Here is a 21,244-nt window from a genome sequence, read left to right as displayed (position 1 = left end):
GGGCCCCGCCCGCCGGTTCCAGTGTGACTCCGACCCGGGCGGCCCAGCGCCCGGCCGGGCCCGGACGGGCCTGTTGAAGCCCGTTCGGGTCAGTGGACCGGCGCCGGCGGCACCCAGCGCCCGGTGCGCGGTGCCTTCACCCCGTACTCGGCCTTCAGCTCCGCCGGGATGGCGTGGTGCATGACCCGGCCCCGGGTCAGTGCGGACAGCTCGAAGCCGGCGAGCAGCGAGCCCGCCTTGTCGAGCGCCCACTCCGCGAAGGGGCTGCTGTCCTCGATCGTCTCCAGCAGCCCCAGGAACACGGGGACGGCCTTGGCCGCCGAGTCCCACGGGCTGCGCGGGATCTCCAGCCAGTCGCCGATGGTGTCGCCGACCAGGTAGCGGACGGTGGCCGGGACCATCGGGTCGAAGAGCGTACCGGGGACCACGTCTTCGTACAGCCGCAGCAGCTGCGTGCCCAGGCCGACCCCCTCGGGCGAGGGGCCGAGATGGCGCAGCAGGTAGAGGTCGCTGTAGGCGCGCGCCTCGGCGAGGTTCTCCGGTACGGCCGACATGTCGCAGCCCAGCATGGCGGCGACGACCCGCCAGGCGTAGTAATAGGCTTCCGCGCCCTCCTCGCTCATGTGCACGCCGAGCCGGTGCATGGCGTCGAGCACCAGCAGCGAGAAGAAGGTCTGCCCGGCGATCAGGTCCTCCTGGCAGATGGGCAGGCCGTCCCGCTCGACGTCCCAGTGGCCGCCGTGGCGCAGGTGGTGGCGTACCGCCGCGTGCAGCAGCCGGACCTTCTGCGCGGCCGGGATGAACTTGCTGCCCTCCGCGAAGGAGTCGGTCCGCATGAGGTACGTGACGAACTGGCCGGTGTTGGCCATCCGCCGCGAGGGGTACGCGAGCGAGTGCGTCGAGGAGAGCAGCCGGGCCATCCGGGGGACGGCGTAGCTGACGGGCATCGCGGCGAAGGACAGGCCGGTGTTGATGTGGGCGGCGTTGTCCATGAAGAACAGCCGGGCCTGTTCCATGGTGTCCCAGTCGATCCATGCCGGGGGCATGGCGGTGGCCTCGAAGTAGGCGCGCGCGGAGGCCGGAAGACGCTCGGGGAGCGGATCCCCGGCGGTGGTGAAGAACCGCATGAGGGTGTTGAAGTCGCCCACCTCGTTGCGGTGGAACATCGCGGCGACGGTCTCGTCGGCGAGCGGATCACCCTGGGCGGACAGGGCGTCGAGCGCGGCGTCGTCGTAACGGGGGCGTGGCGAGGCGGTCTTGGCGGTGGTCACTGCAGTCGTCCTTCTCGTCTGTTCGGGTGCGCGAGCGGGGCACGGGCGGGGCACGGGCGGGGCGCGGGTGGTGCGCGAGCGGGGTGGGGGCGGTGCGCGGGCGGGGTGCGGGCGCGGGGGCGTGGACGGGCCGGAGCGGGGGCCGGAGCCGGAGCCGGAGCCGGTGCCGGGCGCCGGCTGCGGCCGGCTACAGCGAGCGCTCGGCTGCGGTACCGGCGAGCTCGCGCAGCGCGGACCGCGCCTCCGCGGGCATCGGTACGCCGTCCAGCGCGCCGACCGCCCGGGCGATGCGCTCCCGGATCATGTCCTCGACCTGCTGCCGTGCTCCGCAGCGCTCGATCAACTCACGTACGGCCGCCGCCTCTTCCTCGCCGAGGTCGGGCCGGCCGACCAGCTTGGCGAGCAGCCGCCGGTCGTCGGCACCGGCCGCCGCGACGGTCAGGGCGAGCAGTGCGGTCGGTTTGCCGTCCCGCAGGTCGTCCAGGTTCGACTTGCCGGTCCTGGCCGGGTCGCCGAAGGTGCCCAGCAGGTCGTCGCGCAGCTGGAAGGCCTCGCCGAGCGGGAGCCCGTACGCGGTGAAGGCGTCCAGCAGGGCGCGGGATCCCCCGCCGAGGGTGGCGCCCAGGTGCAGCGGCCGCTCGACGGTGTACTTGGCCGTCTTGAAGCGGGCCACCTCCAGCGACTCGGCCACCTGCGGCACCCGGGCCGGCTGCGTCCGGGTGCGCAGCACCTCCAGGAACTCGCCCGCCATCGTCTCGCGCAGCAGCGTGGACCAGAGGGGGACGGTCCGGGCCAGGTAGGCGCCGGGCAGCCCGCAGGAGCTGAAGACGTGACCGGCGTACCCCATCAGCAGATCGCCGAGGATCATCGCCAGGGCGGTGGAGCGCTGCCCGGCCGCGGCGAAGGCGGCGTGCGCGGTGAGCCGGCCGTGCCGCATCCGGCTGTCGTCGATGATGTCGTCGTGGGTGCAGGCCGCCGCGTGTACGAGCTCCATCGCGGCCGCGGCCCGGATCACGCCCTCGCAGTCGGGCTGTCCCGCCGCCCGCCAGCCCCAGTACAGGTATGCGGCCCGGATCCGCTTCCCGCTCTCCAGCGAGCGGCGCAACTGCTCGGACAGCGGAAAGAGTTCGACGTGCAGCCCGAGCAGCGCCTGCTCCTCTTCGTCGGCCAGCCGGACCAGCACCTCGTCGATGCGCTCCTTGAAGCCCGTGTGGTCATGCACGGGGGCGGCCCTCGGCGGCGACCCGCTCGGCGGCCCGCCGGGCCATGGTTTCGAGGTGGTTCTCCGCTCCCGCACCCGCCCGGCGGGTGGCCAGCTCGCCGCGCTTGCGCAGCTCGACGACGCCGTCGGTGAGCAGGTCCCGCAGGTCGGGGCGGCGCAGTACGTCCTGGGCCCGGTCGGCGGAGTGCCGTAACTGGTCGAGGGCGATATCGGCGACCCCGGCGGCGAGGAGCGTCAGCAGCTCCAGGGTCACGGCGGGCTTGCGGTCGCCGGTGGGCGGGGCGTCCTGCGCGGGGCTCTCCGGCCCTGGCTGCCCTGGCTGCGCGGGCCGTTCGTGTCCGGTCTGGGACATGCTCGGTGCACTCCTGCTGGCGTCGTGCCGTCATGGCGTCGGAAGGGGCGGCCGCCGGATGCTCCGACGGCCGCCCCTGATCGTTTCCGGTCCATTCAACCGAGTGCCCGTCCCGCGCGTCGAACCGCAGGAGGGTTTCTCCCTCGTGCGAGTACCGGGATTCCCACGGGCGGGTGATGATCAGCGCATGATCCGACCGCCACGGCGCGGGTGGTGTAAGCGGTCAGCGGGCAGCCCCCTCCGAGGACTTCAGGGCCGCCGCGACGGCCGTGGCCAGGGTGTACGGATCCCCGTTCGGGCCGTTCGCCCCGCTCGGATGCCGGGTGGTGCGCCGGGCCCAGTCCTCCTCGTAGGCATGCCAGTCGATCTCCCGGGGCGCCGCCCGCCGGACCAGCGCCTCCTCGAGCGTCTCGAAGTAGGCCGCCCACCGGGGCGCGTACAACTCCGCGATCAGGCCGCTCCATTCGCGGTTCGCGTAGTCGTGCAGGAAGCCGCCCTCGCTGGTGCTGCGCCGGCCCCACACACTCAGGATCGAGCGGGCGTCGTACTCGTACCGGTCCCGCTCGGCCTCGTCCGCGCCCCAGGAGCGGGCGGCGGACAGCCATTCACCGAGCAGGAAGTTCGGGTCGGAGCCCGTGACCGCGTCCAACTGCCGCTCCCCGTCCCGCCATTGTGCGGTCAGCTCGCGGAACCGGGTCAGGTCCTTGGCCTCGTAGGCCGCCTTGATCTTCGGCAGCAGCACCCGCGAGTGGTTGGCCAGGGCCTGCCGGGCGGTGTCCACCAGGTCGAAGCGGTAGGCACTGGAGCCGCGCAGCGCCGGATCCACCTTGAGCAGGTGCTCCAGCGCCCGGCGTACCGAATCGGCCGGGTAGCGCATCGACTTGGGGCTCCAGTACGCCGCCCCCACCGCGGCCAGGCTCGGCCGGGCGGTGAACAGGCTGTCCTGGGACTCCGACCACAGGCCCGAGGAGGTGCTGTACGGGCCCGTACGCAGCTCCTCCCAGGCGGCCGCCGCCTCCTTGTCGGGCCGCCCGTACCGGCGCCCCGCGAAGTCGGCGAACCACGTGCGCTGGTCGACCGGCCCGGGCTCCCAGGCGAGATCGGTGAACAGGTCGAAGGCGGCCGGGTTGGTGCCGGTGGCCTCCGGCAGGTAGGCGATGCCCTTCAGCGCGCTGCCGGCCTTGGTCCGCCAGGCGCCGAACCGGTCGATCCACACCGAGGTGTTCGCGCCGATCGTGGTGTGCCCGCCGAAGTTGTAGATCGTGCCCATCGCGTACGGGACCCCGCCCCAGCGCGTCTCGCGGTCCAGGCGGTTGTACCGGTCGGACAGTCCGTCGAGGATCAGCAGCTTCGAGGTGTCCACCCCGGCGAGCAGCTCCCGCTTCGGACTGTCCTGCCACCCCAGCACCGCCCACATCGCGCCCGGGTGCGCGGCGTGCAGCGCCGACTGGACGGCGCCGGCGGCCGCCTTCACGTCGACGGCGCCCACCGTCCCGCCCTCGTGCAGCGGGCTCATCCGGTACATGGTGCTGTCCCCGAACACGGCGCGCTGCTCCGCGTAGTACGCGGCGGCCAGCTTTCCGAACACCGCCGAGGACGGATCCAGCCAGTCGGGCCGGTCGAAGCCCGCCCAGTCGCCCTGCGCCACCGTCGTCGCGCCCGGGTTGCGGGCGGCGAACTCCGGCGGCACCGTGCCGAAGTAGCCGGGCAGCACCGGGGTCATGCCGAGCCCGCGCAGCTGCTCGGCGATCCGCCCGCCGAGTTCGGCGCGCTCCCGCATCAGCCGCTCGGAGACCGGGCCGCCGAAGCCGCTCAGGTTCTGCAGCAGCCACCAGCTCTGGTGTCCGGGGCCGGGGATCCATGCGCGCAGCTCGGCGGCGGAGTAGCCGAAGCCCTGGAGCGCCCGGTAGTACGGGTACTCGGCTCCGGCCTGGACGAACACCTCGTTGATGCCGTGCAGGGCGAGCAGGTCGATCTGCCGCTGGTGCTGTTCGAAGGTGCGGTACGCGCCCGAGTAGCCGTCGTCGGTGTCGTTGAGGGCGTACCGGTGCGGGACGAGCGCGCTGCGGGTGACCGGAGCGGGCACGGCCGGCAGTCTCGCGGGCAGCATGCCGATGCTGTCGCCGGGCCAGCCGATGTCGGCCCCGGCGATGTGCTGGAGGTACCAGCCGACGCCGGTGAGCAGGGTGGCCCCGGTGGATCCGCGGACGGTGATCGCGCCCGCCGGCCCGGAGACGGTGAACCGGTCGGCTCCGGCCGCCGGATCGGGTACGAGGGTGAACTGGGCGGCGTGGCGCGGCAGCAGCCGCTCCAGCGCGGCCCGCGCGGGAGCGGCGTCGAAGGCCCGGGGCTTCGGCGCGCCGGGCACGCCGCCCCGTACCGCCGCAGGCGCGGGGCCTCGTACGCCGGCCGCGCCGGCCGCGCCGGCCGGCGCGGGGGAGCCGGCGCAGAGCAGGGCCGGCAGCATGGCAAGGGCGACCCGGCGGCGCAGCTGTGCACGCCGCCGTCGCCGGGGTGGGGAGTTCGTCATCCGATGAGTCACCGATCCGTGGTCTGATGTGGGCCCCCTGCGGGACCTGTGGCTGGGGTTCCGTGCCGGGTGCCGGGTGCCGGGTGCCGGGTGCCGGGTGCCGGGTGGTCCCGTGGCCGGGCCCCGTGGCCGCCCCCGTGCCGGGTCCCCCCCCGTGGGGGTCCACGGCCGGGTCCCGCGGCTTGCGGCCCGGGTTCCGCGTCCCGCGTACGGGGTCCCGCCCGCGGGCCGATCCGTGAGCGGGGGCGTCGGCCGGGGCGGGCCCGGCGGGCCGTCAGACCGGCAGGGACCAGGCCTGGTCGATCCGGTGGTCGCCGCAATCGGCCAGCCGCAGCCGCTCGGCCGGGGCATCCGGGGTGGCGGCAGCGGCGGGAGCCGTCAGGCACATCCCGCTCACGTCCTCGACCAGGGCCCCGTCCCGGCGGTGCGTCCATCTCTGGCCCGGCTCCCCGGGCGCGCAGTCGGCCAGTTCCACGAGGCCGTTCCCGCCAGCCGACAGGCACTCCCCGGTCAGGCGCACGCTCGCGCCGGGCCCCAGGACCCAGCGCTGGTCGGCGGCCGCGGTGCACGGAGCCAGGACCACGGCACCGACTCCGCTGGTGTTGGCCCCGTCGGCGCACTTGGCGCCGTCACCGGTGATCTGCCCGGTGGGTGCGGCGGCGGCGCACCCCTCGCGCGGGGTGAGCCGCCAGACCGCGGTGTCGTGCGCGGCCAGCTTCCCGGTCAGGGAGGTCGAGACCTCGGTGCTCTTGCCGCTCCACAGGTCCTTGGCGTCGACCGTGCAGGAGGACAGCCCGATGTCGGAGAGCGGTACGGAGATGTCCCGGGCGCTGCCGGACCGGTTGAGCACGGCGACGGCGCGGTCGCCGTTCGCCAGCGGCCGGGCCAGCACCTCGAAGGTGGCGTTCGCGGAGAGCACCGCGCCCTGCCGGCCCATCGGGTCCTGGTCCAGCGCGATGAGGCCGGTGTTGCCCAGGGCGGCCAGCCCGGCCGGGGTGAGCTTGGAGACCTCGGAGGACAGGATGAACGGGGCCGCCATCATCGCCCACAGGCCCACCTGGCTGCGGCTCTCGGCCTCGGTGAGCCCGGGAGCGCCCGCGATCAGGAAGTCGGGGTCGTTCCAGTTGCCGGGGCCCGCGTACCGGCCGAGCCAGCGGTTGTAGCCGTAGTTGCCCAGCACCGAGCTCCACCTGGAGGTCTGGGGAGCGGTCGCGTTGTAGACCTTGATGTCCTTGCCCTCGCGCCACAGCTGGCCGGTCTCGCCGACCCAGCCGAGGACCTTGTGCCAGTCGGAGCCGCCCCACTCGCCCTGCTGGAAGTAGGCGGGGGCCGAAGCCGAGAGCACCATGTCCCGGCCGCTCGTGCGCAGGGCCTCGGCGACGGCGCCGTACGCGTCGCGGTACGCCCGCTCCTTCGTCGCTCCGGGCGGCACCCACAGGTTGCAGCCGTCCATCTTGACGTAGTCGACCTTCCACGACGCGAACTGCCGGGCGTCCTGGGCGTAGTGGTCAGGGCCGCCGCCGTCCGGGGAGCCGCTGCCGGGGTAGCGCTCGCAGGTGAGGGAGCCGGCGTCCTCGTAGATGCCGAACTTCAGGCCCTTGGCGTGCAGATGCTCGCCGAGCCAGGCCATGCCGTGCGGGAACTTCTGCGTGTCGACGACCAGGTTGCCGTCCGCGTCCCGGCCCTTGGCCATCCAGCAGTCGTCGACGGTCACCGTGTCGTAGCCCTTGGCCGCGAGGCCGGTGGACACCAGAGCGCCGGCGTTCGCGACCACCTTGGCCTCGTCGATGTCGCACATGTAGTGCGCCCAGTTGTTCCAGCCCATGGGCGGGGTGAGCGCGAGCGGGGCGTCCGAGGTCGCGTGGGGCTCGGCCGTCGCGGGGGCGGGTGCGAGACAGAGGGCGAGCAGGGCGGCCGCGGTCAGGCAGGGGAGCGACGCACGCAGGCGAGGCGGCACGGAGACTCCTTGACGTGGGGGCGGGCGTACCGGCGGGGCTGGCTGTAGTGCGCTCAGTGCAGCGGTGCGACTACCCGCTGTCAACATAAGTCGATGGTTATGGCTCAATGACCAGCAATATGGCCGTAGTCGACGTCACACGATCGGGGCGGCCCCCGGGGTGGCTTTCGGGGCGGCTTTCATGGGATACACCGTATGTTCCGCCGTCTGATACGGTGTATCTCATGCCGAGGAGATCAGCAGCCCTGGACCGCGCGACGCCCGAGGCGATCGCCGTCGCCGCCCTGCGCCTCCTCGACGAGGAGGGGCCGGGCGCGCTGAGCTTCCGCGCCCTCGCCGACCGGCTCGAGGTCTCCCACGCCACCGTCCAGCGCCGCTGCACGGACCTCGCCGGACTGCTCGACCTGTGCACCGAGCACCTCGCCGGCCAACTGCCCGAGATCCCGGCCGGGACCGGCTGGGCCGAGGCCACCGAGCTGCGGTTCACCGCCCTCTACCGGCTGCTCACCGCACACCCCGGGCTGCTGGTGCTCCGGGGCGGCCGCCCCTGGCTCGGCCGCCAGCTGCTGGCCCGGCTGGTCGAGCCCGCGCTAGCGGACAGCGTGGCCGCCGGGATGACGGCCGCCGAGGCCATGACCGCGTACCGCCGCATGTACCTGCTCACCCTCGGCAGCGCCGCCTTCGTCGACCACCGGGATCCGGGCGGAGCCACCGCCGCCTCGCGGGCTGCACTGGCCGCGCTGGATCCGGAGCGGTTTCCCGTGCTCTCGGGCGGGCTGGCCGACGTACTGCCCGCCCTGACCGACCACGACGTGTACTACGGCGCCCTGCGCCAGCTGATCGAGGCCAACCGGCCTGCCGCCGCCTGAAGGGGAACCCCGTCATGGAACAGCAGCTCGACTACGCCGCCGTACGTGCCGCCGCCGACCGGATAGCCGGGTCGATCCGCCCGGTCGCCGTCGTCCCGGCCGCCGAAGGCGTCTGGTACGCGCTGGAGCACCTCCAGCACACCGGCTCGTTCAAGGCCCGCGGCGCCCGCAACTTCCTGGCCGCCCATCGCGACGCCGGCACCCTCCCGGACGCGGGCGTCACCATCGCCTCCGGCGGGAACGCGGGCCTCGCCTGCGCCTGGGCTGCCCGCGCGCAGTCCGTCCCCGCCACCGTGTTCCTCCCCGCCAACGCGCCCCGCGTGAAGGTGGAGCGGCTGCGCGGCTACGAGGCCGACGTACGGCTCGTCGGCGACCGGTACGCCGAAGCGCTCGCCGCGTGCGAGGAGTTCGCGGCGGCCAGTGGCGCGCTGAGCAGCCACGCGTACGACCACCCGCTCATCGCGGCGGGCGCCGGCACCCTGCTGGACGAGATCCGGGCCGGGCTGCCCGGCCTGGACGCCGTCGTCGTCGCGGTCGGCGGCGGCGGGCTGTTCGCCGGTGTCGCCGCCGCGGCCCGCGCACACGGCGTACGGGTGATCGCAGCCGAGCCGGAGAACTGCCGGGCCCTGAACGCGGCATTGGAGGCGGGCCGGCCCGTCGACGTCGCCGTGGACTCGGTCGCCGCCGACTCGCTGGGCGCCACCCGCGTCTCGGCGGCCGCGCTGGCCGCCGCGCAGGAGAAGAACGTCCGGTCGGTCCTGGTCCCGGACCCGGCGATCACCGAGGCCCGGCGCGCGCTGTGGGAGGAACACCGGATCGTGGTGGAGGCGGGCGCGGCCACGGCCCTGGCGGCGCTGCGGAGCGCGCCGGAGCCGCTGGGGGAGCGGGTGGCCGTCATCCTGTGCGGCGCGAACACCGACCCCGGGGACCTGGCGGCGCCCGGGAAGTGACACCCGGCGGCGGGCGCGGGCCCGCCGTCAGTCGTCGGCCTCGCCCTCGCGCACCACGACCACGGTGCTCCCGGCGTACTGGACCACCTGCTGGCTCACCGAACCGAGCAGCGCGCCCTTGAAGCCGCCGTGGCCCCGGGTCCCGACCACCGCTGGGCACGCCTCCTCGGAGGCGTCCACCGACACCTGGGCCGGCGAGCCCTGTTCGACCCGGCGGAAGACGGGGACGCCGGGCGAGGTGCCGGCCGCCGAGGCGACGGCCCAGTGCAGGGCCTCCTTGGAGTGGTTCGAACCGTCCACGCCGACGACGATCAGAGGCTCGATGGTCTCACTCACGGTGGGTTCCTCTCGTTTCGTCCGTATCGTCCTTGCCTCCTGTACACCCCGGCGCGGCGGCTGACCTCGAACGACGATCGTTGCGAGCGCCGAAGACTTTGGAGGACAGCGCGCGCCCCCCGCCCCTTGCGAAGGTCTGGGTGTCAAGACGATCGGCAAGGTACGGAGGAACGGACGTGGCACAGCGCAAGGGCTGTCTGATCGGCTGCGGAGTGGTGCTGGTGCTCGGCCTCGGAGCCGTCGCGGCACTCGTCTTCGGCGTCGGGAAGGTCGTCGACGCCGCCGGCAAGACCATGCTCGAACCCGGCGTTTACCAGTCGGTGAACGTCGGCGACGCGGAGGACGCGGTCCGCGCCAAGATGCCGTCCGGCGAGAGCTTCATCAAGGGCGCCCTGAAGTCGGGCGGCCCGGCCGAACCCGAGGGCAGCCTGTGCACCTGGTACATGTCCGCCGCCGACAGCAAGGGCGGCGATGAAACCGTGTTCCGCTTCTGCTTCAAGGACGGCAAGCTCGCGGAGAAGGTCGAGTACCGCATGAAGTGACAGTCCGGGCCCAGGCCCACGCCCGGGCCCGGTCCCGGCCGGGGCCTGTGCAGACCGTCCGGGAACCGGCCGTTCGAACGCCCGGTGCGCAACGGGGCTTTGGCGGAACGCGCCAGGTAAACCGCATTAGTGCGGAGGCTTCTCGAACCGCACATAAGAAGTCAACATCCGACTCCGGGCCAGGTTTGTTATGGAATCGATATCGCCTCGGATCGGTTAATTACTAAAGCGCATTAGTGCAGGTCATTGCGGTATTGACTGGGCGACTTTCGTCTGCCTTCGCACCCACCGCGGTGATGCGGAACGTACGGGTACCCGCCCATCGGGACTTCGGCCGCATTGACGCAATCGCGATGTGGGGTCAGCGTGGGCTGCGCGCTCCGGCAGTGAGGCCGGAACTCCCCCTGAAGGTGGCGACGATGACCCGTTCGAACGCGACCCGTACAGCCATCGGCACGCTCGTGGCCGGCACGCTCCTCTCGGTCTCCGCCTGCGGAGTGAGCGGTGGCGCCGCAGAGGTGCCCGAGGCCAGGAAGACCGGCAAGGTGGCCGGTGAGATCACCTTCCGCACCCTCCAGCTCAAGCCCAAGTTCACGGCGTACGTCCAGGGCGTCATCCAGGCCTTCGAGGAGAAGTACCCCGAGGCCAAGGTCAGATGGGAGGACGTCCCCGGCGACGGCTACAACGAGAAGCTCGTCGCCGACGCCCAGGCCGGCGCCCTCCCCGACGTGGTCAACCTCTCCACCGACTCCTTCCAGCTCCTCGGCGACCGCGGCCTGCTCGCCGACGTCGCGGGGCTCGACCCCGAGGTCGCCAAGGACTACGTCCCCGGTTCCTGGCAGCAGTTCAAGCTCCCCGGCAAGGGCGACGGCGTGTACGCGTACCCCTGGTACGTGACCCCGGAGATCCTCACGTACAACAAGGAGCTCTTCGAGAAGTCCGGCCTGGACCCGGCGAAGCCGCCGACCAGCGTTGAGCAGTTCTTCGACTACGCCGACAAGATCGCCGCCGCGTCGGGCGGCCGGTACTCCGCCTTCATGGCCGACCCCAAGGGAAGGCTGCCCGGCGACTGGCAGAAGATGGGCGTACCGATCCTGAACGAGAAGCAGGACCGGTTCGCCTTCGACACCCCCAAGGCCGTCGAATGGGTCGAACGGATGAAGGACCTGTACGCCAAGGGCGCCATGCCCAGGGAGTCCCTCCTCAAGGCCGACGACATCAACCAGCTCTACGGCGGCGGCAAGCTCGTCTTCGGCCCCGGTTCCCCGGGCTTCGTCAAGGACATCAAGCAGAACGCCCCGCAGATCTACGCAGGCACCCAGGTCGCGGGGGCCGTCACCGGCACGCTCGGCCACATCGGCATCTACGCCCAGTCGCTCGGCATCAAGAAGGACACCAAACACCTCGACGCGGCGACCGAGTTCGCCAAGTGGGTCACCAACGGGCCCAACCAGGTGGAGTTCTCCAAGAACGCGACCATCTACCCGTCCAACGCCCAGGGCCTGGCCGATCCGCGCTTCGCGGACCGGGGCGACGGCAAGGACGCCGAGACGGTGGCCCGCGCGGTCGGCGCCGAGCAGCTGAAGAGCGCCGCACTCGATGCCAACACCCCGGTCCAGTGGACCAACCAGGTGGGCGACGCGGTCGTCCGCGAGATGCAGAAGGCGATCCAGGGCGAGCAGGATCCGAAGACGGCCGTACGCAAGGCCCAGGAGGAGGCGAACCAGCTGCTCGCCAAGTCGGCCCGGAAATGAGGCGCGCCGCATGCGCCGTGGAACCGGGAGACCGCGTCGGGACACCTGCCGACCCCGCCGACCCCACTGCCGCCGCCCCCGCCCTTCCCGCCGACCGGGCGGCCCGCAGACGGCGCCGCAAGGCCCTGGCGGCCATGGAGGCCGAGACCGGGCTGAGCCACCGCAGGTGGTGGACCCCCTACCTCTTCCTCGCCCCCGGCCTGGTGATGGTGGCGCTGTTCAGCCTCTGGCCGTTCGTCAACACCGTCATCCTGTCCTTCACCGACGCCCAGATCCTGCGCGGCGGCACCTTCGTCGGCTTCGACAACTACACCCGCGCCTTCGCGGACCCGGACTTCTGGGTCGCCACCGGCAACAGCGTGCTGTACCTGGTGGTCGTCGTACCGTGCTTGGTCCTCCTCCCGCTGGCCCTCGCCGTACTGGTGCAGGCGAAGATCCCCGGCATCGGGTTCTTCCGCTCCGCCTTCTACACGCCGGTGATCGCCTCGGCCGTGGTAGTCGGCCTGATCTGGCAGTGGGTGCTGCGCAGCGACGGGCTCGTCAACACCGTGTTCCGGAAGCTGAGCATCGTCTCGGAGCCGATCCCGTTCCTGACCGACAGCACCATGCTGCTGGTCTCCGCGATGATCGTGACCGTGTGGAAGGGGCTCGGCTACTACATGGTGTTCTACCTGGCCGCCCTCGGGAACGTGCCGGCCTCCCTCCACGAGGCGGCCGCCCTCGACGGCGCCGGCCCCGTCCGCCGCTTCTTCAGCATCACCGTCCCCCAGGTGAAGCCGATGATGCTGCTGGTCGGCACGCTCTCCGCCATCTCCGCGCTGCGCGTCTTCACCGAGATCTACATCCTCGGCGGTGAGAGCGGCGGCCCCGGCGGCGGGGCCCGCACCCTGCCCTTCCTCATCCGGCAGGTCGGCCTCGGGTTCTCCGGCGAGACCGGCTACGCCTCCGCCCTCTCGATCCTGCTGTTCCTGCTGACGCTGGTCTTCAGCCTGCTGGGCCGGCGCCTGTCGAAGGGGGACGAGAGTTGAGCACCGCGCCACGCACCCCGGCACGCACCCCGGCACGCACCCCGGCACGCACGGCTGCACGCACCGGCGCCGACCGCAGGCGCCGCCGGATCGGGCTCGCCGCCCGCTACGCCACGCTGGTCCTGATGCTCGTGGTGATGCTCGGGCCGATCGTCTGGCAGTTCCTGACCTCGATCCGAGGCCGCACCGAGAACGTGTACGACGGCGTGCTGCCGTCGCGGCCCACCCTCGACAACTACCTCCTGGTCGCCGACTCGTTCCCGCTGCTCCAATACGTCGGCAACACCCTGGTGGTGGCCGTCCTCGCCATCACCTCGAACATGCTGTTCGCCGCGATGGGCGGGTACGCCCTCTCCCGGGCCGCGTGGAAGGGCCGCAAGACCGTCTTCACGGTGCTGGTGGCCACCCTCATGTTCCCCTTCGAGTCCGTGATGATCTCGATGTTCCTGACCGTCCGCGAGATGGGCCTGGTCGACACCCTCATCGGCGTGTGGCTCCCCGGCGCCGTCTCCGTCCTCAACATCATGATCATGCGCTCGGCCTTCCTCGCCGTACCCAAGGAGGTGGAGGAGTCCGCCGTCCTGGACGGCGCGAACGAATGGACCCGGTTCACCCGGCTCTTCCTCCCCGCAGCCAAGGGGGCCCTGGCCGTCGTCTGCATCACCAGCTTCATGGGCGCCTGGGACGACTTCCTGTGGCCCCTGCTCGTGCTCACCAACAGCGACCACTACACGCTCCAGCTCGGCCTGAAGAGCCTGGCCGGCGCCACCACGACCAACGACCAGCGGATCATCGCCGCCGGCGCGATGGCGGCGCTCCTCCCGATGATGCTGCTCTTCTTCGCCCTCCAGCGTTTCTTCTTCAGGGGAGTGGGCGAGGGAGCCGTCAAGACCTGATCCGCCCGCCCCTCCTCCCGCCCGTCACACGACCTCTCTCCTTTGGAGCAGCCGTCATGCACGACGACCGCAGCATCACCGAACACCGCCTGCGCCGGGTCCTCAAGGAGCGCATCAAGCCCGCCGTCCACTCCCGACCGGTCCCGCTGGCGATCGGGCGCTGGGAGGCCCCCGGCGAGCCCGTGCCGGTCACCGACGGCCTGACGGCCCCGTACGAGCCGTGCGCGATCGGCGAGCCGTGGGGCCCGGCCTGGGGCACCACCTGGTTCAAGGTCACCGGCACCGTCCCGGCCGACTGGGCGGGCCGTACGGTCGAGGCCGTCCTCGATCTCGGCTTCGACCGGATGATGCCCGGCTTCCAGTGCGAAGGACTCGTCCACCGCGCCGACGGGGGCGAGGTCAAGGCGCTCAACCCGTACAACGACTGGGTGCGCGTCGCCGACTCCGCGGCGGGCGGCGAGCAGGTCGAGTGGTACGTCGAAGCCGCCTCCAACCCCGTCCTGGTCGACCACCGCGCGACGTACGAGGGTGACCGGCTGACCAGCGGCGACCAGCCCCTCTACCGGCTCGCCCGGATGGACCTCGCCGTCTTCGAGACCGAGGTCTGGGAACTCGTCCAGGATCTGGAGGTCCTCTACGACCTGATGATGCAGCTCGGCGAGGCCGACGCCCGGCGGTACGACATCCTGCGCGCCCTCGACGCGGCCCTCGACGCGGTGGACCCGGGCGACGTCCCCGGGACGGCGGCCGCCGCCCGCGCGCGGCTCGCCGGGGTGCTCGCCGCCCCCGCCCATACCTCCGCGCACCGGATCAGCGCGGTCGGCCACGCCCACATCGACTCCGCCTGGCTGTGGCCGCTGCGCGAGACGGTCCGCAAGGTCTCCCGCACCGCGTCCAACATGGTCAACCTGATGGACGGGCACCCCGAGTTCGTCTTCGCCATGTCGCAGGCGCAGCAGCTGGACTGGATCAAGACGCACCGGCCCGAGCTCTTCGAGCGGGTCAAGAAGAAGATCGTGGACGGCCAGTTCGTGCCGGTCGGCGGCATGTGGGTGGAGTCCGACACCAACATGGTCGGCGGCGAGGCGATGGCCCGGCAGTTCCTGTACGGGAAGAAGTTCTTCCTGGACGAGTTCGGCATCGAGACCCACAACGTCTGGCTGCCCGACTCCTTCGGGTACACCGCCGCGATGCCGCAGATCGTCAAGCTCTCCGGTTCGAAGTGGTTCCTGACGCAGAAGATCTCCTGGTCGCAGGTGAACAAGTTCCCCCACCACACCTTCTGGTGGGAGGGCATCGACGGCACCCGCGTCTTCACCCACTTCCCGCCCGTCGACACCTACAACAGCGACCTCGGCGGCGCCCAGCTGGCCCACGCAGCCCGCAACTACCGTGAAAAGGGCCGCGGTTCGCGCTCCCTGGCGCCCTTCGGCTGGGGCGACGGCGGCGGCGGCCCCACTCGCGAGCACCTGGCCCGGGCCAGGCGGCAGCGGGACCTCGAAGGCTCCCCGCGCGTCGAGATCGAGCGGCCCGACGCGTTCTTCGAGAAGGCGCAGGCCGAGTACGCGGACGCGCCCGTCTGGGCCGGCGAGCTGTACCTGGAGCTGCACCGCGGCACCTACACCTCGCAGGCCAAGACCAAGCAGGGCAACCGGCACAGCGAATCGCTGCTGCGCGAGGCCGAGTTGTGGGCGGCCACCGCCGCGGTCCGGGTGCCGGGGTACGGGTACCCGTACGAGGACATGGAGCGGATCTGGAAGACCGTGCTGCTCCACCAGTTCCACGACATCCTGCCGGGATCGTCCATCGCCTGGGTGCACCGCGAGGCGCGCGCGACGTATGCCAAGGTACGCGAGGAGCTGCGCGGGATCACCCTGGCCGCGCAGCTGGCCCTGGCGGGGGAGGGGACCGCCGAGCTGGTCTTCAACTGCGCCCCGCACGCCAGGCGCGGCATCCCGGCGGGCGGCGCGGGCCTCCCGGAGGAGGCAGGGCAGCCCGTCACCGTGGAGGAGCGGCACGGCGGCGGACACGTCCTCGCCAACGGGCGGCTGCTGGTGGAGATCGACGGCCGCGGGCTGATCGTGTCGGCGTACGACCTGGAGGCGCGCCGGGAGGCGGTGGCCCCGGGGCAGGCCGCGAACCTGCTCCAGATCCACCCCGACTTCCCGAACATGTGGGACGCGTGGGACATCGACGCGTTCTACCGCAACAGCGTCACCGACCTGGTGGAGCTGGACGCGCTGGAGGTGACGCAGGCGGACCCGGACGCGGTGACGGTCCGGGTCACCCGCTCCTTCGGCCGCTCCACGGCAGTCCAGTCGATCACCCTGCGGGCGGGGGCCAAGACGGTGGACCTGGTGACGGAGGTGGACTGGCACGAGACGGAGAAGTTCCTGAAGGCGGCCTTCCCGCTGGACGTGAAGGCCGAACGGTCCGCCTCGGAGACCCAGTTCGGGCACGTCCACCGGGCCACCCACACCAACACCTCGTGGGAGGCCGCCAAGTTCGAGATCTGCGCGCACCGGTGGATCCACGTGGAGGAGCCGGGGTGGGGTACCGCGGTCCTCAACGACTCCACGTACGGCCATGACGTGACCCGCGACGTGCGGCCGGACGGGGGCCAGACCACCACGGTCCGCCTGTCCCTCCTGCGGGCCCCGCGCTATCCCGACCCGGAGACCGACCAGGGCGCCCACACCCTGCGGTTCTCGCTCGCGCCGGGCGCGGAGATCGCGGACGCCGTGCGCGAGGGCCACGCGCTCAACCTGCCGGAGCGGGTGGTGCCCGGCGCGGGCCCGGTCGCCCCGCTGGTCGCGGTGGACAACGACGCGGTGGTGGTCGAGGCGGTCAAGCTGGCCGAGGACCGCAGCGGCGACGTGGTCGTCCGCCTCTACGAGTCCCGCGGGGGCCGCGCGACGGCCGTCCTGACGGCGGACTTCCCGCTCTCGGCGGCGATCGAGAGCGACCTCCTGGAACGCCCGCTGGAGGGATCGGCGGTGGGAGCCCGGGCGGCCGACGGCACGGTCGCCCTCACCCTGCGCCCGTTCCAGATCGTCACGGTCCGCCTGCACCGCACCTGACGGCCAGTGGGGAGGGGCCGCTGTAACCCCTCCCCACCTCCACTCAGCCGGTCCGTCGGATGCGGACGAGCGCGCGGTGCGCCTCGGCGGTCGGGGGAGCCTCACTGCCGAGCACGTCCAAGAGAGTGGGATACAGGTGCGCCAGTGCTGCGAGAGCCCGCTGGCTCTGTCCGGACCGTTCCAGGAGCAGCGCGACCTGGAGCTGAGTATCGAGCAGCAGAAGGTCGTCCGAGGGGCGCGACGGAACCAGGTGTGCAATGAGCGCCGAGAAGACATGGAGAGCCTGCTCGACCCGGTCCAGCCGCATGAGGCAGTGAGCCGCCCTCGATCGGCAGTCGGCGGCACGGACCTCATCCCCGGCGGAGGCCCATTCCTCCGCCAGTGACAGGTACTCGGGCAGGGCCGCCTCGAACCGTCCGTCTTCGTAGAGGGCGAGCGCATGGGCCGCCTTGACCACAGGGAGCGTGACCGTCGCTTCGCTGGTCGGAACCGGGTCGGGAGTCCGACCGGAGACCGGGATCGGGGCGGCGGACCGCTGTCCGTTCGCAGCGTGTGCGTTGAGGACGTGTTCGAGCCGCTGCCTCAGGGCGTGAGCTGACGCGGGACGCCTTCCGGGCGGCTTGGCAAGGCACTCCATCACGAGCTGATCGAGTGCCGGGTCGATGTCCGGACACCGGTCCCCCAACGGCTTCGGGGCATGGTCGCAGTGTCCCCTCATCAGGGCCATGGGAGGGCCGGTGAAGGGAGGTTCGCCTGCCAGCAGTTCGTACAGCATGCAGCCCAGGGCGTAGAGGTCGCTGTGCTCGGTGACGAGACTGGGTGCGTCGAACTGCTCGGGCGACATATAGGTACAGGTGCCGAGCAGTTGGCCGGCCTCGGTCAGCCGCACCTGGGCCGCCCCCGGCATGGCGGCCACTCCCAGGTCGATCACCTTCACGTCCGCGTGCCCGGTGACCATGATGTTCGCCGGCTTCAGATCGCGGTGGACGACACCCTCGGAGTGGAGGTGGGCCAGGACCTCGCTGATCCGGGCAGCGACGTGAACGGCCTCCGTCACGGAGAACCGGCGACCGCCGCGCAGGACGCGTTCGAGGTCCTCCCCGGGTACGAGTTCCATCACGATGTAGGGGTTCGCCATGTCGGGGCCCAGCCGGGCGTCGTAGACGGCGGGGATGCCGGGGTGGTCGAGCCGGGCGATCAGGCGGGCCTCGCGGCGGAAGCGCTCTCTCAGCATGTGCTCCTCCGCGCTCCGGGAGCCGGAGGCGAGGCGCGCGCCGTGGATGGTCTTGAGCGCGACGTGCCGCTCCAGCTCCAGGTCGTAGCAGTGCCAGACCTGCCCCATGGCACCGTGCCCGATCTGGTATCGGAGCTGGTACCGACCGTCCAGCACGCGGAAGTCAGCGGTCATCGCGTTCGTCCGTCTCGGAACTCTCGGGGACTTCCGAGGCCTGCGCGATCTCGAAGAGCTCGCGCGCGAGCTCGTCCAGGGTGCCTTCACCGGGGAGCAGCCAGTGGCGAGTCCCGGCCACGGCCACCGGGGCCCCCTCCCGTCCGGCCTGCTCCCAGATGAGCAGCACCAGGCGGGAGGGGGAGTACTGCTTGCCATCGGCGGCCCAGACCAGCGGGCGCTTCCGGTCGTTCACCCAAGTGGCGAGGAAGCGGCGCGGGTCGGCGTTGAGCCACGACCCCAAGGCGGACTCCTCCGCTGGACCGGGGCGGTAGACGATCTGGGTGCCGTCGGAGATCCGCGCGTGGTCCACCAGGAGGTGCACGCTGTTCGGCCGACGAAGGGGGCGCGAATAACCGCTCCGTGATTCGGGAAGCGGGTCCTGGCTTGTCCGGAGGGAGCTCAGGACAGCGGCCGCGAGATGCCGGCACCGTTGCGGACTGGCGAACACACTGTTCAGGAGGGTGCGGTGGCCGAACTCCGCGTCAACCACGGAGGCGAGGTGCGACAGGAGCCGACGGGTGAGTTCCGGTACGGAGGCCAGCCTCGCCTCCCAGTCGGTGCCAGGCTCGACCGCGTCCTGCGTTTCGCACGCGCGGAACACGAGATGGGCGACCAGGAGACTCCCACGATCGGAGACTGCGGCGGCACGGCCTTCGAGACCGGCAGCCAACGCGTGCAGCGTCTCGTTCACCTTGCGCACCAGCTGGACCGCGTGCCAGATCTCCCGCGCCGACGGGCGGGGTTCGAAGAGCCGCGCGTATCCGCCATCGGGTGCCGGATCCCAGAGGGACGAGCTGTCGCCCCGGAGCCTGGCGACCAGGTCAGGGTCAGGATCGGCACAGGCCAGGGCTGTCGCGGCCTCGACCACGGTGCATCCGGCGTCGCCCACCGGTGCGAGCGCCCCGCGCCGGTACACGTAATCCTTCCCGAGGGACACCAGGAAGTCCGCCCGGATCAAAGCTTGCTGGGAGTCGAGAGCGATGAAGTCACGGGAGTCCACACGGTTCTGCGCATGACCGGCCGCCGTGATGCGCGCGGCCATGCCCTCGTCGGCCTCACTGACGCGGATGACCCGGACGAGCACGCTCGCCTGCGCCACGGCTTCCGGGGCGTTCTGATGAACGTGGGCGATCGAGGCGATCGTCTGTGCGCCGTTGACGACGCGAGCGTTGTGCAGAGTAAGCAGGGCGGGCCGGCGGCTGGAGATGAGAGGGGAGGCGCTCACGGAGTCGCACAGCACCGTGATGCCGTTGTTGAGGTACCCGAAGGACTGAGGATCATCGGCCAGGGTCGTGCTGATGGCGTGGTTGACCGTGGTCGGGCCCAGGTAGCGCCGGATGTTGTGCTCGTAGAGCCTGGCCCCGAATCGCTCGTGCCAGTCGGCGGGGTCGACGGCCGAGGCCATACCCGTGTACGAGGCGTGCGGCATTGAGGCCAGGTGGAAGCCGCCGGTGAAGGTCAGGGAAAGATCGATCGGTGGAGGACTCGTATCGCTGAGAATTGCGGAATGGAAGTCCGCGGTGCCGAGTACCCGTGCGTCGACCACCTCTGCGACGTAGTTGTACGAGAGCATCGCACTGTCGAGGAGCGACGCGACGTCGGGAGCCAAGTGGCCGTCGCCCGCCACGGCGACCACGAGATGGATCTTGCAGCGGGGTGAGGTGAGGACCTCTGCGACCCGCCCGCTCAGACGCTGGAACCGATGGTTGAATTTGTCGTACCGCAGCTCGGTCAGCTGGTTGAGCCCGTCGATCAGCTTCAGGATGTCGGCGGTGGTGAGTCGAGCCCTACCCCGGTCGCTCCACTTGGCGTGGATCAGCCAGATCTCGGGTGTTTCGCGGGAGAAGGCGATGGCGTCGATGCCCCGATCGTCGAAACCGTCGATGACGCAATCGGCGGCTTCGGCCGAGTCGACGTCGGCCAGCAGCCGTGCGGCCCGTGCCGCGAGCGCGCGCGAGAGGAAAACGTGCTCGCGGTGTGCCTCGGGGCGGGTGTCGCAGTCGCTCAGATCGATGAGGCCGCTGAACTCGCGGTTCAGCGCGTCCCTGATGAACCGGATCTGTGGGCCGTCAGTCGTCGGGCCGTCGTTCATGGCAGGTTCTCCGCTGTCTCAGGGCAGGTCGGGGGCGTACTCGACCGTGAGCGGGCTGGCCACGAGGCACGGTGCGTTGCCGGGGACGGAGGTGAGGAGGGCTGTCACACGCGCGAAGCCGCGTGTCCAGGAGGCCGTACGCGCCTGTCCCGGAGCCGAGTCCAGGGCGAGCATGAGGTCACGCACGCCCTCTTCGGGGAGTCCTGGACGGGGGGCTTCGCCGTCCACTGCGGGATCCTGCTGGAGAGACAGCGTCTGCACCACCTGCCCCGCCTGGGTCAGGAAGGCCGTTCCGATGCTGTCGCCTCCGGCGATGCTCTCGAGCAGAAGCCCCTCGGCCTGCTCGGGTGGCTGACCGAGCAGGTGCCGAGCCGAACCGTGCATCAGCAGGCGGCAGCCCGTCTCCTCGTCGTACGCGAGGTCCTCGCCGGGGGCGGGATCGGCGAAGAGAACCAGGTGACGGAACCTGCCGGTGAGGGAGATCTGGCGCAGCGGGGCCTCGAACCAGACCCAGTGGCCGGGCCGCAGGTCCGGGTCCGCGAACCAGCGGGAGGACTCTTCGAGATGCTCGGACACCTGGTTCAGATGCCGCTGCCGTACTCGCTCGGCGTCGGTGACGGGGGCGTCGAGCTCGAATCCTCCGAAGGGCGTGGACAAGCGCACTGCCGCCGTCCTGTGGAGGCGTCGCGGTGGAGCAGTGAACTGGCGCAGCTTGTTGTCCGAGACGTAGATGAACTCGCGCAATGCAGCCCCCCGGCTGAGTGGGTCTCCCCTTGAGGGGATCATCTTGCCACTGGCGCCGCACCCTGCGTCCCGCTGGCGCGTCACGGCACGGCCGGGCCGGGCCCCGAGGTGCGAGCGGGTGTGCGGTTGAGGCTTCGCCCCGGCCGGCCGGATGCTTCAGGGCTGCGCGCC

16 protein-coding genes are annotated in these 21,244 nt (G+C 71.6%); 7 read left to right on the top strand and 9 right to left on the bottom strand.

Going from position 1 to position 21,244, the window contains the following annotated elements; translation table 11 throughout:
* Nucleotides 1-89: 89 nt before the first annotated feature.
* From AB0I68_RS07120 to AB0I68_RS07100, 5 genes are all read right to left on the bottom strand, one after another.
* Nucleotides 90-1,271 (bottom strand): oxygenase MpaB family protein, encoded by a 1,182-nt coding sequence (locus tag AB0I68_RS07120; protein ID WP_363176201.1) that lies wholly within the window; start codon nt 1,269-1,271, stop codon nt 90-92.
* 187 nt (nt 1,272-1,458) lie between these two features.
* Entirely contained in the window at nt 1,459-2,493 is a 1,035-nt protein-coding gene (locus AB0I68_RS07115; protein ID WP_363176199.1) for a polyprenyl synthetase family protein, read from the bottom strand.
* Nucleotides 2,486-2,845 (bottom strand): hypothetical protein, encoded by a 360-nt coding sequence (locus AB0I68_RS07110; RefSeq protein ID WP_363176198.1) that lies wholly within the window; start codon nt 2,843-2,845, stop codon nt 2,486-2,488. Before AB0I68_RS07110 ends, AB0I68_RS07115 begins: the two co-directional genes overlap by 8 nt.
* Before the next feature lie 223 nt (nt 2,846-3,068).
* A complete protein-coding gene (locus AB0I68_RS07105) occupies nt 3,069-5,375 on the bottom strand; it encodes an alpha-N-acetylglucosaminidase (RefSeq protein ID WP_363176197.1) in 2,307 nt (768 codons plus the stop codon).
* Nucleotides 5,376-5,649: 274 nt separating this feature from the next.
* Nucleotides 5,650-7,332, bottom strand: a complete 1,683-nt coding sequence (locus AB0I68_RS07100) for a ricin-type beta-trefoil lectin domain protein (RefSeq protein WP_363176196.1) — start codon at nt 7,330-7,332, stop codon at nt 5,650-5,652.
* Nucleotides 7,333-7,556: 224 nt separating this feature from the next.
* Here AB0I68_RS07100 and AB0I68_RS07095 point away from each other — a divergent pair, with 224 nt between their 5' ends.
* Together AB0I68_RS07095 and AB0I68_RS07090 are read left to right on the top strand one after the other, a co-directional pair.
* Nucleotides 7,557-8,201 carry a TetR/AcrR family transcriptional regulator gene (locus tag AB0I68_RS07095; RefSeq protein ID WP_363176195.1) on the top strand — a complete coding sequence of 215 codons (645 nt, stop codon included), beginning with the start codon at nt 7,557-7,559 and terminating at the stop codon, nt 8,199-8,201.
* 14 nt (nt 8,202-8,215) lie between these two features.
* Entirely contained in the window at nt 8,216-9,151 is a 936-nt protein-coding gene (locus tag AB0I68_RS07090; protein ID WP_363176193.1) for a serine/threonine dehydratase, read from the top strand.
* 27 nt (nt 9,152-9,178) lie between these two features.
* On the opposite strand, the gene AB0I68_RS07085 is transcribed toward AB0I68_RS07090, so the two are convergent.
* Nucleotides 9,179-9,487, bottom strand: a complete 309-nt coding sequence (locus AB0I68_RS07085) for a universal stress protein (protein WP_363176192.1) — start codon at nt 9,485-9,487, stop codon at nt 9,179-9,181.
* 176 nt (nt 9,488-9,663) lie between these two features.
* On the opposite strand from AB0I68_RS07085, the gene AB0I68_RS07080 reads away from it, so the two are divergent.
* The 5 genes from AB0I68_RS07080 (at nt 9,664) to AB0I68_RS07060 (ending at nt 16,787) form a co-directional block, all read left to right on the top strand.
* Complete coding sequence (locus tag AB0I68_RS07080; protein ID WP_363176191.1) at nt 9,664-10,029, top strand: hypothetical protein; 366 nt, start codon at nt 9,664-9,666, stop codon at nt 10,027-10,029.
* 419 nt (nt 10,030-10,448) lie between these two features.
* The gene (locus tag AB0I68_RS07075) at nt 10,449-11,783 is read left to right on the top strand and encodes a sugar ABC transporter substrate-binding protein (protein WP_363176190.1); all 1,335 of its coding nucleotides are present in this window, start codon (nt 10,449-10,451) and stop codon (nt 11,781-11,783) included.
* Nucleotides 11,784-11,917: 134 nt separating this feature from the next.
* A complete protein-coding gene (locus tag AB0I68_RS07070) occupies nt 11,918-12,811 on the top strand; it encodes a sugar ABC transporter permease (protein ID WP_363176429.1) in 894 nt (297 codons plus the stop codon).
* Nucleotides 12,808-13,707: a carbohydrate ABC transporter permease gene (locus AB0I68_RS07065; protein ID WP_363176189.1), complete on the top strand. Its 900-nt coding sequence runs from the start codon at nt 12,808-12,810 to the stop codon at nt 13,705-13,707. Before AB0I68_RS07070 ends, AB0I68_RS07065 begins: the two co-directional genes overlap by 4 nt.
* Nucleotides 13,708-13,763: 56 nt before the next feature.
* On the top strand, nt 13,764-16,787 hold the full coding sequence (locus AB0I68_RS07060; protein WP_363176188.1) for a glycoside hydrolase family 38 C-terminal domain-containing protein: 3,024 nt from the start codon (nt 13,764-13,766) through the stop codon (nt 16,785-16,787).
* A gap of 43 nt (nt 16,788-16,830) precedes the next feature.
* Here AB0I68_RS07060 and AB0I68_RS07055 read toward each other — a convergent pair whose 3' ends face one another.
* Genes AB0I68_RS07055 through AB0I68_RS07045 form a run of 3 tightly spaced genes read right to left on the bottom strand, consistent with a single transcriptional unit; the run spans nt 16,831 to nt 21,115 of the window.
* Entirely contained in the window at nt 16,831-18,195 is a 1,365-nt protein-coding gene (locus tag AB0I68_RS07055) for a serine/threonine-protein kinase (protein WP_363176187.1), read from the bottom strand.
* Nucleotides 18,185-20,329: an AIPR family protein gene (locus tag AB0I68_RS07050; RefSeq protein WP_363176186.1), complete on the bottom strand. Its 2,145-nt coding sequence runs from the start codon at nt 20,327-20,329 to the stop codon at nt 18,185-18,187. The genes AB0I68_RS07055 and AB0I68_RS07050 overlap by 11 nt, the downstream gene beginning before the upstream one ends.
* 18 nt (nt 20,330-20,347) lie before the next feature.
* Nucleotides 20,348-21,115, bottom strand: coding sequence for an SAVMC3_10250 family protein (locus tag AB0I68_RS07045; protein WP_363176185.1), 768 nt, complete (start codon nt 21,113-21,115; stop codon nt 20,348-20,350).
* Nucleotides 21,116-21,244: the final 129 nt, after the last annotated feature.

It is taken from the genome of Streptomyces sp. NPDC050448, assembly GCF_040655295.1.
Taxonomy (GTDB): domain Bacteria; phylum Actinomycetota; class Actinomycetes; order Streptomycetales; family Streptomycetaceae; genus Streptomyces.
Note: the sequence above shows the minus strand (reverse complement) of the source record. Positions and strands in the feature narration are given on the sequence as shown.